A 15,026-nucleotide genomic window follows, 5' to 3' on the forward strand; every position below is an offset into this window, starting at 1 on the left:
GAGGAGTTTGTGATGGATGTCTTATCGATCTTGCTACTGATTGCACTTGTCATAGCGCTCCTTGGCTTGTTATGTGGCGTACTAGTTTTTTGGCGAGTACCCACCATTCAGCATAAAGGTATTCCCACATCTTCTGTTTCCATTATCATTCCAGCAAGAAATGAAGAGTTTCGTCTGAAGCCGTTACTTGAATCCATTGTTCATCAGCGACACGTATCGTATGAAGTGATTGTGGTAGATGACGGCTCTACTGACGGTACAAGAGAATTGGCACGATCTTACGGTGCTAACGTAATTTCAAATGAATTATTGGAAGAAGGCTGGATTGGAAAGTCTGCTGCTTGTTGGGCGGGTTCATTGGTAGCTAACAATAAATTATTACTATTTATGGATGCAGATACGGTCTTTACACATCCAGACAGTTTGTCGAATTATATCGCATCATTTGAATCCATGGGGAGCGGTGGAATTTTGTCTTTACAGCCGGAGCACTATGCCGAGAAATGGTATGAGCAGTTGGCATTTCTGTTTCCACTCATTGTGATGGCGGGTATGAACGTCTTTACAGTTGCAGGAACTCGTTTGAAGTCGGGGGGGTCATTCGGGCCGTGCTTGTTATGTGATAAGATGCAGTATGAAGAGATTGGCGGACATGCGGTCGTACGTGGAGCCGTAATGGATGATTTGGCGCTTGGGAAGGCGTTTCAACAACATGATTTGCCTGTACGTTGCTATGGTGGTAAGGGAATAGCCTGGTTGCGTATGTATCCAGGAGGCTTATCCGATATGGTACAAGGCTATTCAAAAAGTATGGCAAGTGGTTCTGCAGCGACGCACCCACTCGTTATGGTATTGATCTATACATGGATGGCGGGTGCATTAATTGCTGCTAGTATGCTATTTGCTTCAGGCTTTAGTTCGACAAGTTGGCTAGGGGTGTCTATTGGTTTATATATACTGTACGCAGTTGAATTAGCGGTCGCATCTAAACGTGTCGGTCGTTTTATTTGGTGGATATTCCCGCTATATCCACTATTGTTGGTCGTCTTTATTTCTATCTTTACGTACTCACTTTATCTATCAAAGCGAAAAGGTAGTGTACAATGGAAAGGGCGAAATATTAATGTGTGAGGTAATGAGTTGAAGGAACCAATGAAGGGGGTGATGGGATGCCGCTGATCGAATTGCCACTGCATAGAGTCATTCTTCTGGATGCAGTCGCGTGGATGATCTTTCATCTAACTATATCGGTGGCGGCGCAGCGAATTCCTATCAATTGGTTTGCGCGGAATGGACACTTGTTTAAGAGTTTTTCTTGGGAACAGGAAGGACGAATTTGGCAACGGTTATTCCGCGTGAAGAAGTGGAAGGGGCATATTCCAGACGGTACGTTGTTCATTTCGAGCGGATACAATAAAAGTCATTTGCATGGAGCGGATGATTCATCGCTTTATGACTTTCTTTTAGAATCAAGACGTGCGGAATGTGTACATTGGTTAACTATTTTGCCGGGATTTCTTTTCTTTTTCTGGAATCCAGTTTGGGCTGCTTGGCTTAATGTTGCCTATGCCGTACTGTTTAACGTGCCGTTGATCGTGGTGCAACGATTTAATCGTCCTCGATTGGAAAGGCTGTTGAATTCATCACGATAAGTTTTGTAGTAGAATGTATGTATTGGGTATTGTATGATAACACAACCTAATTGCACAACTATTTGACGCAAAGGAAAAGGCAATCGCCTGCTCCTTTGCGCTTTTTTATTTGCGTAACTTTTTCACAACAACGAATACAATAGTCAGTGCTATAAGCGCTAAGCAAATTATTATCGATAGAATAATCGTAGGATACTCTCCATTAAATCCACTCACTGCAGTGTGCTTCGAGTAAATACCGTAATATGCCCAAATCAACACAAGGGCATAGGCGATATCTTGTTGTCTAATAGTAGTCATAATTCCGATAGCAGCGCCAACAAATAAAATGATAATCGTCCATGTGACTTCAGATATTCCAAATCCATCCCAATCAATTGAGACGAGAAAGGCGGTAATATTCGCGATCGTAGCAATCGTGATCCATCCAAAGTAGACACTGAATGGAAGTTTGACGAAAAATGCTTCTCTACGTGTCAGTGTTGCATTCAAGGTGATGGTATTGATTTTGATGAGAGTTAGCAACATAAGCAACATCACAACAACGGAAAAAAGTAAGTATTCATAATGCCATAAGAAAATCCATGAAGCATTTAACAAAGATGAAATACAGAAGTACTTACCTACTTGACTTAAAAGTTGTGGATTCTTCGTTTTTTGAAACAACCCCAATTGATAGACGACGTGGAATAATAACAGTAAATAGATCAAACTCCAAATGGAAAATGTAAATCCCGCAGGTGCGAATAGATTTCCGTATTTATCTGACAGCTCACCTGTTGTTTGTCCATTTAGGGGTAGTATATTTGCGAGTGCATTGGCTGCAATCATGATAACATACGTAACAACAATCGCCACGCGCAATAATACGGATGTGTTTCCTCGTTTCATTTCTACACCTCATTTAAGTAGATTATATTATAGTAGTTGGTTAAGTATTCCTGTTTTCTAGCAGACTGAAACACCGGTTCGTTAGATCTAATAAAATCTTTGCATGTCAGTTTAACGATACTAGTAACTTTATCTTCTCTAATAGATTATTTCGGTGAAAATTGCATATTAGGATCTTACGTTCGTATATGGTATAATAAATCACCAATGAAATTACGAAGAATATTAAATGTAGTTATTTTATAAAAATTATTTAGGACCTAAACTATCTAGGATGTATCAAAATACAAGTAAAATGTAAGATTCGCGGTAATAATTATTTTAGTTAGAGAAAAAGGAGATATTGACATTGAATGTTATAGATTTATTTAGCGGATGTGGTGGATTTTCACTTGGTTTTGAAAAGGCGGGTTTTAATGTGCTTTTAGGAGTGGACGTCTGGAAAGATGCACTTGTTACTTTTGAAAAAAATCATAATAAAGCTAAAGTGATTGAGGAAGATCTAAATAGTATTTCAGCAAATCAATTATTATCATTTATAAATAAAGATAAAAATGAAATAGACATAATTATAGGTGGTCCCCCTTGTCAAGGTTTTTCCATATCAGGTAAAAGGATCCTTGATGACCCAAGAAACCAACTATACAAGTCATTTGTTAATATTGTTAACGATATTCAACCTAAAGTATTTGTGATGGAGAATGTTCCAGGGTTAGTTCGATTATTTGGAGGAAAAGCTAAAGATGGGATTCTTGAGAGTCTTGAAAGTATAGGCTATAACGTTACATATAAGATTCTTACTGCTGCGGACTACGGTGTACCGCAAATGAGAAAACGTGTATTTTTTGTAGGGTTGAGAAAAGATCTTTTTGAGTTTCCTTATGATTACTTTCAGTTTCCAGTTCCAGTTCATGGAGCAAAATTAAAATATCCATATGTAACCAGTGAAGAAGCCATAAGTGATCTCCCTTTACTAGAAGATGAACATGGTGAAGAGCATATGAGCTATTTAACCCCCCCTCAAAATAAGTATCAAAGTTTAATGAGATTAAGAAGTGATGTTGTTAAAAATCATTTAGCCACTATTCATAAACCAAAAACAGTAGAGATCATCTCACAAGTACCAGATGGTGGTAATTATAAGGACTTACCTGAAAATCTTCATAATACAAGAAAAGTAAATATAGCATGGACTAGAATGAATAGTAAAAAGCCTTGTTTCACTATTGACACAGGACATAATCATCACTTTCATTATAAAGCCAACAGAGTTCCTACAGTAAGAGAATCTGCCCGAATACAATCATTCCCAGATGACTTTATATTTTATGGAACGAAAACAAGTCAGCTTAAACAAGTTGGTAATGCTGTTCCACCTATTTTATCTTATGCCCTTGCTTTAGAAATAAAAAAAATTATAGAAAGTTAGGTGCTAAGTCAAATGAAGTATAATCCAGAAGAACAATATAGATGTATTATTATTAGAGGTAAAGCATCGAATAAATTGGATGACTTACTTCCGGCATACGCTAATATAATAGATGATATTTGTCCATGTAGTAAATTAGAGTTTATAGAGGAATTCAATAAAAGAGTTACATCGCTATTGGGTAATGGTATATCTAAAAAGACAAAAGACAACCATCGTTCAGAAATAGCAGGGAAATTATTTGGTATGTACTATGAACAAGATGGAATTATTATACCATCTAGTAGAACTATGAAGTATTTAGATGATTCTGATCAACCCGCCTTCTTTAAGGATATATGTTTTAAATTCCAGTTTCCTAATGGAATGAATAAAATAGACACTATAAAAGATCATATTGAAAAAAAATTATCAATTAGACAGTTTCCTTATGTTATTAAAGTATTACAGATCTCAGAAGAAAAGAGAATCCGCTTAACAAAGGATGATATTGCTTATTACGTACTGAACGCTCTAAATGTATTACAAGGTCTAGTTAACCCCGCTGATGTAGTCGAAAGAATATTATATGATCGAAGTATGGGCTTGACTATGAAAGTCAATTACCCAACAGAGAGAAGTTCCTATTATATGCAACACATTAGAGAACAACTTAATTTATTAGAGCTAGCGAATATATTACGTTTTGATGGACTTTATGTCTATCTTAATTCACTTGATGAGGAATATATAAAAGTATTTGCTGATTTTTGGAACAGTAAACCTGAATTTGACGTCTATCAATACAATCTAAACACTGCAATAGATAAAAAGAGGTTATATGATGACTGGCAATTATATTATGCTGGACTAAATGAAACTATATCTTTTAAAACCTCGCTTAATTCCTTAAGATTACAACAAACCAATAAAACAGAAGAATTTAAAGTAAATGGTTTTGATAAAATGGCTTTAGGAGATGAAGGAGAGAATTACGTTTTAACTTATGAAAAGGATAGGGTTCGAAAATTTGACGTGAGACTATCTGGTAAAGTGGTTCACTTAGGTAAAACGAGAGGGTTAGGATATGATATTCAATCTGTTGTTGCAGAAAATGGAGAGGACTCGGAGTTTGTAAAGTATATAGAGGTTAAATCGACCAAAAGAGTAACAGTGCCAAAATTAGATGATCCAAATTGGATTGACTCAATAAACTTGACAAGAAATGAATGGATTGCTGCAACACAACATAGAGGGTCTTATTTTCTTTATCGAGTTTACTTCACACCTGAAAAGACTTTGGTCTATATAATAAAAGATCCTTATCAAAAAAACGTTGAAGGCATACTTCGCGCAAAGCCTATTTCTTATAGATTAGACTTTTCCAAGAATGCTGTAGATTTTATAGTAGATGAGAAGGAGGAATATAACTAAATGAAAGTAGTATCATTGTTTGCAGGTTGCGGTGGGTCTGATGTCGGTATTAAAGGTGGCTTTGAATTTATAGGAAAGAAATATAAAAAACTACCCTTCGAAATTGTTTATGCAAATGATATCGATAGAAAAGCATTAAACTCTTATGAACAAAACTTTGGCGGTAATAACATTGTTTGCGAAGACATACGTAATATTTCTACAGAAGATATACCAAATCACAATCTCTTAGTTGGAGGATTTCCATGTCAATCCTTCAGTACTGTTAATCCTACTAAGGATCCGTTTGACGAGCGTGCAAATCTTTATAAAGAAATGATAAGAGTCTTAAAAGACAAGCAACCAGACTTTTTTATCGCAGAAAATGTTAGAGGTTTTATGACTTTGAAAAAAGGTGTCATTTTTCAGAGAGTATGTGATGAATTTAATAAATGTGGCTATAATCTAACTGTAAAACTAATTAATTCAGCTGATTATGGTATACCACAAAAGAGATACCGGGTTTTCATTGTTGGAGTCAGAAAAGATTATGGAAAAAACTATATATTCCCTGAGCCAACTCATACAGAGTCTAGTACAAGTGATGATGTTAAATGGGTACCATTAAACAAAGTAATAAAAAGTTTAGTACCAGATGATCCTAAGTATTACTTTTCTGAAAGAGCAGTCCAAGGCATGAAAAATGCGAAAAAAAATATGAAAAGAGGGTTATGGCAAGATTTAAATGGTCCTTGTTTAACGATAACAAGCCATCTGGCTAAAGTAAGTTTAAATTCTCGTGATCCTGTGCTTTTAGTTGATCCCGAGAAAGAGCTATATAGAAGGTTTACTCCTCGAGAAGCAGCTAGAATACAATCCTTTCCAGACAATTTTGAATTTGTTGGTTCTGAAGCAGATGCATATAGACAAATTGGTAATGCAATTCCACCAGTCGTAATGTGGTATTTAGCAGATGCATTACTAAAACAGTTTGAAAATGTTACTATCACCAATAGTTCTGCAATACAGTCTAATATTATTAATGGTAAGCATTCTTTAGTTCTTTAACAAATGTATAATATTCTTCTGCATTTATCACGAGTATCTTTATTCACTTTACAAATTTTTTATAAGTGCTATATTCGTGGAAGCTATGCTCTATGACTATTTGATAGAAGCGTAAAGAACCCCTGTGAGAATATCACAGGGGTTCTTTCATTCACATTCGCATCGATACGTTTCGGAACAAGGAGGACATGTAGGACATTTTTTATGATGACGTTCTTTTTTCGATGGGTGATTCGATTTCTTTTTCTTACAAGTACAGCTTTTTTTACACGTACACTTACCCTGACATGTACACTTCTTCTTGCACTCACATTTGCGTTTTGGTTTATGCTCTTTGCATGTGCAGTTGGTTTTGCAGCCACATTTGCGCTCCACTACTTCGAATTGTCGCATCATATCATGATCTTCGTGCTCTAAAATATGACAATGAAGCATGTAGCGACCGGTGAATGGAGCAAAGCGCATAATCACTCGTGTTACAAATCCAGGTGGAGATTGGACGACGTCTTTCCATCCTCGTTCATTTACGGGAGGTTTTACAGGAGGACCTGTAAAATTCAGTAAACCATTCGCTGTGAAACCTTGGGCGTCAAAAGGGATGCGGTCGAGAATCTGGAATTGGATCAAATGGATGTGTATAGGATGCGTTGCGCCGGCCGTGTTGATGATGCGCCAGATTTCTGTATCATTCAGTTGAGGTTTAAAATCGATTCGTTCCATGAAACCTTTATTATTAAACAAGAACTTTAAACGACCATATTCATCGATGTCTGCATCCAGTGTAATATCACGTGTTTGAGCAGCGTCACATTCCCGAAGTTTGGGGATATGGCTGAGTATAGCTGGGAGATTGCTCGTATCTGGTGCCGTTAATTCAACCACTCTAAACTGCATAATTTGTCCGTCGGTTTCGGGGTCAGGCAGAGCACCTACTGGCGGTGCGAAATCAAACGGTGTCGCTGCGGTGTTTTCTAAGACGATCGTATCATCGGGTGCCAGTTTGGAGAAATCGATAATTACGTCCATACGTTCAGCGGGTGCAATCGTTAACTCATCCATATAGGCAGGTGTTTCCAATAATCCACCATCTGAACCGATCTGTATGATTTTCTGACCATTTGATAAATTCATTTTATAAAAGCGTTCATTGGATGCATTCAATATGCGGAATCGGTACTTTCTTGGCTCTACTTCTAAAAACGGCCAGACTTTACCGTTGACTGTGATGTTTTCAAACGCCTCACCAGGTGTGACGGAAGGATGAGGGAATGTCAATCCGGGCTGTACAGGTCCTGGCCTCACGTTTGTAGTATCTGAATAAAATAGGGAGCCGTCTTCGTTAAAGCCGCGATCAGCAATAATTAATGGAATTTCATATGCTCCAGAAGGAAGGTTTAGTTTGCGTTCTTCTTCATCGCGAATAATATACATGCCAACGAGACCCGCATAAACATTTAAACGGGTAATGCCGACTGCGTGATCATGGTACCAAAGTGTAGCGGCACGTTGATTATTATTATATTTATAGACCGGCGAGTCAAATACCGCACCGACGGTATGATAGTTATTAGTAAACCAAGCTTCAGGATGACCATCACTTTCAGGCTCAACTTCCGCCCCGTGTAAATGGACGACTGTACGAACATCTGGCATATGTTCGCTTGAACCGTGCAGTGTTCTATCGATTGGTAGGAAATGTTGCTCGGGGAGTTCATTCTTCCACTTAACATGTGCGCACTCACCACTGTTGACATTGACTAGTGGACCAGGGAATTGCCCCTCGTAACCCCAAATTTTTGTGGGTGCCAACTCTGAATGAAACTCGTGAAAGAACTCTTTCATGCCAATTTCATAGTACGTGAAGCACTTATGCCTTTCCAGTGGAGTAAGATATTGAGGAATAGGTAGTGGGTCAATAAATGGTGTTAATTTCAATACATCGCTTCCTTCCAAGTGAATTTACTATCAAAACTAGTAAATGCAAAGGGGAGACCGTTTATGCCTATAAATATACGGTAGGCTATTCATCCTCACAAATATGATGTAAAATGACAAATGTACTTTTAGCTCATCGAGATAGGGAGGTTTTACGAATGAAAACCCGTTCACCGAAGAAAAAGCTTCTGATAGAATATGTCTGGATTATGATCGGATCTGTTTTAGTCGGTTTAGCTTTTAATATATTTTTCTTACCAGCGCGACTAGCAGCTGGAGGCGTATCTGGAATTAGTACTATTCTGTATGAGATGTATGGGTTTGAGCCTGCCTTTGTTCAGTGGCTTATTAATATCCCAATATTCTTTATAGGCATGTTACTTCTCGGCAAGGATTTTAGTTTAAAAACATTAGTTGGAACATTTTTTGTGCCGCTAACTATTTGGCTGACTGCTGATATTCCTTCGACTATCGACAATCCTTTACTATCCGCTATCTATGGAGGAATCATGTTAGGAGTAGGGCTTGGCATAGTCTACAGAGGAAATGGTTCGACTGGAGGACTAGCGACAGTGGCGCAAATCGTCAAGAAGTATTCGGGTTTGTCCAGTGGATATGCGCAATTAATTGTAGATGGCATGGTGGTTATTGCATCCGCTATTGTATTTAATCTAGAGTTGGCATTATTTGCGATGATGGCGATCTTTGTGACCAGTAAGGTAATTGACTTTGTGCAATTACAGACATCACAATCTAAGCTGGTATTGATCATTACGGATAATGAAGAACGTATCCAGACGATTATTAAAGAGGAAATTGACCGCGGATTGACTAAAGTTCGCTCGGTAGGCGGCTTTTCCAATCAAGAGAAAACTATGATTTTATGTGTAGTAGAGCAAGCGGAAGCGATTTATTTGAAGAAGATTCTGAGAGAGGAAGAACCACAGGCATTTGTTGTATTCCTGAACGCATCAGAAATTCTTGGTAGAGGATTCTCTCTTGCGAAAGTGTATTGAAAAAAGCTATCTTGGACATCAATGGATGTCCCGGATAGCTTTTTTACGATCATACTGGTTGTAAGTTCTCGCTTTCTTTTTCTAGAACGATGATTAATTCGTCTAGTAGATTGACCACTTCCATTGATGCAACTTCTAATTGCTTTAAATCATTTTCAGCACCCACACGGTCACCTTGTTCAAAGTGAGTTGCTGCTTCGCGTGCGTATTGATGAACTAATGCATGATACTGATCTATGTTTTGATAGGCAGTCAGATGCCCAAGCCTTTTTTTCGTTTCAGGCAGGTTATACCACTTACCGAGGCGACAATCTTTGTGAGAAGAAACATCTGCCGGCCTCACAGTCTCAAGCCCCAATAGCATGTTATAAATACGCCATTTCCAAAGTATATGATCAGCTTTCGATAATTGTAGTAAAGATTTAGAAGATAAGTGAACACTGTTTTCGCTAATTACGCGTAAACGAAATGCATTGATCTCTTTACTCAAATCGTAAATGGAAGCAGAAGTACTCTCGCCAAATTGACGTATGTCTTCCTGTGTTTGAGAAATAGCCATCATGCGATGAGACACTTCGTCAATTGAGGCAGCTTGTTGCTGGGATATGGCGGCTGTATTGCTGACATCCATATTAATTTCTTCGATTGCAGAAACTATTGCTGTCAACAACGGCAAAGCGTTTTTTGCTTCTGAAGTAGCATGCGTAATGATTTTCGTTGTATCTTCAATAGAATGGGATACGTTATTGGCATAGGATTTTAAATGTCCTACGTTATCCGTAACTTCAGCCAGTGCAGATACTGTATTTTCAGCTAGCTTACGAACTTCTTGTGCTACGACAGCAAATCCCTTACCGTGTTCACCTGCTCTCGCTGCTTCAATGGATGCGTTCAATGCCAGCAAGTTTGTCTGTCCTGCAATGCCATTGATCAATTGCACGACGTTTTCAATTTCTCCGATGCGTTGTTGCAAAGAAGAGAATGTTTCAACGATAGAACGGAATTGTTGTTCCGTTTGAAAAATATCTTCTAATGTTGTTTCGATTGTTTTTTTACTGTTTATCGCATAGTCTACGGAGTCTGCAGTCTTTTCAGAAATTCGTGAGGAAGTATTGGCTACTTCCGTAATAGAAGCTGTAATTTGTTCAGTAGCGGCAGTAGAGGATTGGATTTCATCCGATTGGTGGTCTAGGCTAAAGATCAAATCCTTCATGAACATGATCTTTGCATTCGCATCAACAAGACCTGAAATTTCTGTTACTACATGTTCTACTGTCTGCTCTGTCATCAGTTCAATATACAGTTGCTGATCAATATTGACAGCGGCTTGCAGAGACTTCAGTAAATCGAATGCTTTGGCTGGGCGATAACCGAAATGATACAATACATGCGTCTGGATATAAAAGGCGAATTGATTAAATAAAACAATGGTTTTTCCTGCTTCGAATTTATGCTTGCGTAAAGTAAAGAAGAAGCGAAGTGTTTTTTCCATATATTCTGTACTGCGTGTCATGGTGAAGAAGTCGTGTAAATACTCATCAATTAATGAGCGAGGTACAGGGTTTTTTTGTGTAGGAGAAAGTTCCGTTAAATATTGTTCAAAAATATCAGTAATACTCGGTGTGATGTTCTCACACTTTTTATATAGTTCTTGAAGATTTTGAACATCTTGTTTGCGGAAATTATTGTAGTGCAGTGTCTCTTGAAATCTTGGCGCAGAATCCAAATCCGTGCCTCTTTGAAGTAATTGTTCCATATTCATTTTGGGACGAAATGACGACATGGTATAGGCCTCCTAAATAGGTATTTACTAATAGTATAGATATTTTTACGCGTAAATCAATGTAAAACAGGAGAAAATATTTATAATTTGAGTAAAAAGGTCTAAATGGTGTTAATATATTTTTCCTGAACTAGAGCACCATAGAAATTGATGATTTATTCTAGATCAACAAATGGAGGGAAGAGGAATATATGAAAACTAATCAAACTATTGGATGGAAAGTCGAGTGTAGCTACTGTGACTTACCGGAGGCATTTTATACAGAAGTGGAACCGAATACCGTCGACTCCCCCCAATTAGTCCTGACCAATGATGAATTAGCAGTATCGCTAGGACTGGATGAAAAACAATTGCATTCTGAAGAAGCAATCGCGATCTTTGCCGGAAATAAACGACTTGAAGGAATAGAACCTATTGCGCAAGCTTACGCGGGGCATCAGTTCGGTAATTTCACGATGCTTGGTGATGGACGTGCCATGCTGTTAGGGGAGCATCTCACACCTGAAGGGCATCGGGTGGATATTCAATTAAAGGGCTCGGGAAGGACACCCTATTCGCGCGGTGGGGACGGACGGGCGGCACTGGGTCCGATGTTACGAGAGTACTTGATCAGCGAAGCCATGCACGGACTGGATATCCCCACAACACGCAGTTTAGCTGTCACCGTAACAGGAGAACCTGTTTTGCGGGAAAAGGCTTTGACAGGCGCAGTGTTGACGAGAGTTGCTTCAAGTCATTTACGCGTAGGGACGTTTCAATATGCAGCGGCGAGACAAGTAGTCGAGGATTTACGGGCTCTTTCAGATTACACGATCAATCGGCACTTTCCTGAAGCAAAATCAGAGTCACAACCTTATTTATCGCTATTGGAACACGTCATCCAACGTCAAGCTTCTTTGATTGCCAAATGGCAGCTGGTCGGCTTCATTCATGGCGTGATGAATACGGACAACATGGCAATAGGCGGTGAGACAATCGACTATGGACCTTGCGCATTTATGGATAGCTATGATCCAAAAACTGTTTTTAGCTCAATTGACGTGCAAGGACGCTATTCTTACGGCAATCAGCCTGGTATAGCAGAATGGAATTTAACGCGCTTTGCCGAAACGCTTGTCCCATTGCTTCATGAAGAGCCAGCGGAAGCTGTAAAACTGGCAGAGGGTAAGCTTGCTGAATTTGGCAGGCTTTATGTTGCTGAGTGGATGGGCGGAATGCGTTCGAAACTCGGTCTGTTCAATGAGGAAGAATTTGATGAAACGTTAGTCAATGACTTACTTGCTATCATGGAAAACCATCAGGCTGACTATACGAACACGTTCCGTTCATTGACACTTGGCCAACAAGAAGAAATGTTTGGCACGCCTGAGTTCATTGATTGGAAAGATCGCTGGATGGATCGACTGCAACGTCAGCCTCAAGATGTCCAAGAAGTAGAAGCATTGATGAAACAGCATAATCCATCAGTCATCCCGAGAAATCACCGGGTGGAGGAAGCGTTAAAGGCAGCTGAAACAGGTAATATGCAACCGTTTATCCGTTTGCTCAAAGTACTTGAAAACCCTTATGCTTATACAGCAGAACAAGAAGAATACACGACACCGCCTTCTGATGGAAGTTCTTTTCAGACGTATTGCGGAACATAAAAAAGAGATGCCCCGGAAATTCAATGGGGCATCTCTTTTTTAATAAAGCATAGTTCAAGGCTGGATGTAGGGTGAGTTAGTAGTGAATGCGAGGGGATTGCTGCTCGGTCAAGAGAGCACATCTATTCATTCAAAATCTCTCTTCATTCTTTAAAGATCCTATGCAGTAATATCCCGTTTCGTAAACACAGTGTAGCTAATCACCAAGAAAATCACTATATATACTGCCAATACAACAAGCGAGAACGGCATCGTGATTCCATCCACAAAAACAGAGTTGGTCTCATACATCGTCAGATTCATATGCGTGAACACCAAGTATTTCGCAACTTCATATTGTGAAAGTAATAAAGCGATCGTATTGCCTGTAAAGAAAATGAATAACGATAGACCAATAGCCATTCCGTTAGAGCGGAACACGCTGCCGATCATGAAGGCAAACGTAGCCGTGATGAGTACGTTGGCGAAAGATAGAATCAGCATATACAGCCCATGTCCCCACACCGAAACAGGGACGATCGCATTGCCGACTAATTTCAGTTCCTGACCTGCACCTGAAGGGAACAGAATATAGGCACTGATGACAGTTACCGCAAATCCTATACACATGAGCAAGATGCCAAAGAATAGAACTGTAATGTACTTTGACGTCATGATTTTCCAACGACTAACTGGTCGCGTCAGTAACATTTTGATCGTACCTTGGGAGAATTCAGAAGCTACGATGCCCGCTGCTGCAATGACTGTTAGAAGTACGACAAAGCTTCCAACCCCGACAGGATTAATAATCAAGGATTCCCGGCCATCTACAGCAAGAGGTGGAATGTTATTTGCTAAACGGTATTCTAAAACTTTAACCGTTTCCTCATTCTGTTTACGTTCCACTTCAGGAAGGTCTAGCTCAAGTGCCTCTTTTGTATAGTTTATCTGTTCTTGTGCATTGGACTTCCAATCGGTTGCCTCTGTACGATCTTGGTTATTTATCCATTTAGTCAATCCCATTAGGCCAATGACTGAGATAATTAACAAAATAGTCATTACCCATGTACCTTTTTTAGCCCATAACTTCATCCATTCATTTTGTATGGGATTCAGCAATTTGTCCGCCTCCCGTCATTTCAAGGAATTGATCCTCTAGTGTTTTACGGTGTGGTTGCACGGCATATACTTCAATTTTATTAGATGTAAGAAGCTGAATGATAGATGGAATCTGTTCTTTCTCGGCTTGGAGTAGTAAACCGACAGGTAATGATTCTACTGTGAAGCCTTTGGAAATCAATAGACTTTCTGCTTCTTCGGCAGGGGACAATTCTAGGTAATAATGAGATTGAGTAGTTTCTGACATATCCCGTATATCGACAAGGCGACCATTCTGGATTACGGCTATCCGGTCACACATTAATTCGATTTCGGATAACATATGGCTTGAAACAAAGACAGAAACCCCTTCTGTTTCCGCTACAGTTCGCAAATGTTGACGAAACTCCCGAATGCCAGCAGGATCCAAACCATTCGTCGGTTCATCTAGAATTAAAAATTTAGGACGGTGCAATAAAGCCTGTGCCAAACCAAGACGCTGTCGCATACCTAGCGAGTAAGTGGAAACCTTTTCATGAATCCGTTGTTCCAATCCCACTTGTGTAACGACTTCGTTGATTCGTTCTTTACTGATGTCCTTCTGCATGCGTGCAAAATGCAGTAAATTTTTGTAACCTGACATGAATTTGTACATCTCAGGGTTTTCTACAATGACGCCTACTTTGGATAAACCTTCTTCAAAGTCTTTGGAAAGAGATTTCCCGTCAATCAGGATTTCGCCGCTAGTCCGTTTCATCAGCCCGACCATCATGCGAATGGTCGTAGTTTTACCGGCTCCATTTGGTCCGAGGAATCCTGTGATCTGACCAGGGTATAAAGATAGGCTGATATTATCGATGATTTTCTTGTTGCCAATGACTTTCGTCAAGTTTTGTAATTCGACTATTGGTTTTATGTCCATAGATCCTCCCTTTTGTATCAGTGATGAAGAGTACATATAGTATTTAACGATATTCATTCGTAAAAGTTGTAAGACTTAAAAATTTAAGCGTGGTCAAATTCCGTTTTACGAATAGTTCGTATAGATAAGAGAGTAGACAGCTATGTCAACTTTTCCTTCTATATCCAGTAGTGCTATTCATGTCAACAAGGAAACCCTTCAGAATAAACTCTGAA

At 39.1% G+C, this 15,026-nt stretch carries 12 protein-coding genes; 7 read left to right on the forward strand and 5 right to left on the reverse strand.

Annotated elements, in window-relative coordinates; genetic code table 11:
* The first annotated feature begins 12 nt into the window (after positions 1-12).
* On the forward strand, positions 13-1,131 hold the full coding sequence (locus tag CSV69_RS09670; RefSeq protein WP_099693282.1) for a glycosyltransferase family 2 protein: 1,119 nt from the start codon (positions 13-15) through the stop codon (positions 1,129-1,131).
* A gap of 38 nt (positions 1,132-1,169) precedes the next feature.
* Entirely contained in the window at positions 1,170-1,652 is a 483-nt protein-coding gene (locus CSV69_RS09675) for a glycosyl-4,4'-diaponeurosporenoate acyltransferase CrtO family protein (protein ID WP_085427648.1), read from the forward strand.
* Positions 1,653-1,757: 105 nt separating this feature from the next.
* Here CSV69_RS09675 and CSV69_RS09680 read toward each other — a convergent pair whose 3' ends face one another.
* Positions 1,758-2,543: a lantibiotic ABC transporter permease gene (locus tag CSV69_RS09680; protein WP_099693283.1), complete on the reverse strand. Its 786-nt coding sequence runs from the start codon at positions 2,541-2,543 to the stop codon at positions 1,758-1,760.
* A 349-nt stretch (positions 2,544-2,892) separates the two neighbouring features.
* Between CSV69_RS09680 and CSV69_RS09685 the strand changes: the two genes are divergently transcribed.
* From CSV69_RS09685 to CSV69_RS09695, 3 genes are read left to right on the forward strand one after another with little or no spacing between them, the layout of a single operon-like run.
* Positions 2,893-3,972, forward strand: a complete 1,080-nt coding sequence (locus CSV69_RS09685) for a DNA cytosine methyltransferase (protein WP_233192361.1) — start codon at positions 2,893-2,895, stop codon at positions 3,970-3,972.
* Between the two features lie 12 nt (positions 3,973-3,984).
* A complete protein-coding gene (locus CSV69_RS09690) occupies positions 3,985-5,385 on the forward strand; it encodes a protein NO VEIN domain-containing protein (protein ID WP_099693285.1) in 1,401 nt (466 codons plus the stop codon).
* Positions 5,386-6,432 carry a DNA cytosine methyltransferase gene (locus CSV69_RS09695; RefSeq protein WP_099693286.1) on the forward strand — a complete coding sequence of 349 codons (1,047 nt, stop codon included), beginning with the start codon at positions 5,386-5,388 and terminating at the stop codon, positions 6,430-6,432.
* 147 nt (positions 6,433-6,579) lie between these two features.
* Here CSV69_RS09695 and CSV69_RS09700 read toward each other — a convergent pair whose 3' ends face one another.
* On the reverse strand, positions 6,580-8,367 hold the full coding sequence (locus CSV69_RS09700) for a multicopper oxidase family protein (protein WP_085427644.1): 1,788 nt from the start codon (positions 8,365-8,367) through the stop codon (positions 6,580-6,582).
* A 158-nt stretch (positions 8,368-8,525) separates the two neighbouring features.
* Between CSV69_RS09700 and CSV69_RS09705 the strand changes: the two genes are divergently transcribed.
* Positions 8,526-9,383: a YitT family protein gene (locus tag CSV69_RS09705; RefSeq protein ID WP_085427643.1), complete on the forward strand. Its 858-nt coding sequence runs from the start codon at positions 8,526-8,528 to the stop codon at positions 9,381-9,383.
* Between the two features lie 49 nt (positions 9,384-9,432).
* On the opposite strand, the gene CSV69_RS09710 is transcribed toward CSV69_RS09705, so the two are convergent.
* Positions 9,433-11,166 carry a globin-coupled sensor protein gene (locus tag CSV69_RS09710; protein WP_099693287.1) on the reverse strand — a complete coding sequence of 578 codons (1,734 nt, stop codon included), beginning with the start codon at positions 11,164-11,166 and terminating at the stop codon, positions 9,433-9,435.
* A 191-nt stretch (positions 11,167-11,357) separates the two neighbouring features.
* On the opposite strand from CSV69_RS09710, the gene CSV69_RS09715 reads away from it, so the two are divergent.
* On the forward strand, positions 11,358-12,812 hold the full coding sequence (locus tag CSV69_RS09715) for a protein adenylyltransferase SelO (RefSeq protein WP_099624911.1): 1,455 nt from the start codon (positions 11,358-11,360) through the stop codon (positions 12,810-12,812).
* A gap of 159 nt (positions 12,813-12,971) precedes the next feature.
* On the opposite strand, the gene CSV69_RS09720 is transcribed toward CSV69_RS09715, so the two are convergent.
* Both CSV69_RS09720 and CSV69_RS09725 read right to left on the reverse strand, forming a co-directional pair.
* Positions 12,972-13,910 (reverse strand): ABC transporter permease, encoded by a 939-nt coding sequence (locus tag CSV69_RS09720; protein ID WP_099693288.1) that lies wholly within the window; start codon positions 13,908-13,910, stop codon positions 12,972-12,974.
* Entirely contained in the window at positions 13,888-14,811 is a 924-nt protein-coding gene (locus tag CSV69_RS09725) for an ABC transporter ATP-binding protein (RefSeq protein WP_099693289.1), read from the reverse strand. Before CSV69_RS09725 ends, CSV69_RS09720 begins: the two co-directional genes overlap by 23 nt.
* Positions 14,812-15,026: the final 215 nt, after the last annotated feature.

It is taken from the genome of Sporosarcina sp. P26b, from assembly GCF_002743245.1.
Lineage (GTDB): Bacteria > Bacillota > Bacilli > Bacillales_A > Planococcaceae > Sporosarcina > Sporosarcina ureae_C.

Excerpts from the sequence above, each read along its gene's own strand:
- CSV69_RS09670 (WP_099693282.1), top strand. The coding sequence starts at position 13 with ATGGATGTCTTATCGATCTTGCTACTGATTGCACTTGTCATAGCGCTC.
- CSV69_RS09675 (WP_085427648.1), top strand. The coding sequence starts at position 1,170 with ATGCCGCTGATCGAATTGCCACTGCATAGAGTCATTCTTCTGGATGCA.
- CSV69_RS09680 (WP_099693283.1), bottom strand. The coding sequence starts at position 2,543 with ATGAAACGAGGAAACACATCCGTATTATTGCGCGTGGCGATTGTTGTT.
- CSV69_RS09690 (WP_099693285.1), top strand. The coding sequence starts at position 3,985 with ATGAAGTATAATCCAGAAGAACAATATAGATGTATTATTATTAGAGGT.
- CSV69_RS09695 (WP_099693286.1), top strand. The coding sequence starts at position 5,386 with ATGAAAGTAGTATCATTGTTTGCAGGTTGCGGTGGGTCTGATGTCGGT.
- CSV69_RS09705 (WP_085427643.1), top strand. The coding sequence starts at position 8,526 with ATGAAAACCCGTTCACCGAAGAAAAAGCTTCTGATAGAATATGTCTGG.
- CSV69_RS09710 (WP_099693287.1), bottom strand. The coding sequence starts at position 11,166 with ATGTCGTCATTTCGTCCCAAAATGAATATGGAACAATTACTTCAAAGA.
- CSV69_RS09715 (WP_099624911.1), top strand. The coding sequence starts at position 11,358 with ATGAAAACTAATCAAACTATTGGATGGAAAGTCGAGTGTAGCTACTGT.
- CSV69_RS09725 (WP_099693289.1), bottom strand. The coding sequence starts at position 14,811 with ATGGACATAAAACCAATAGTCGAATTACAAAACTTGACGAAAGTCATT.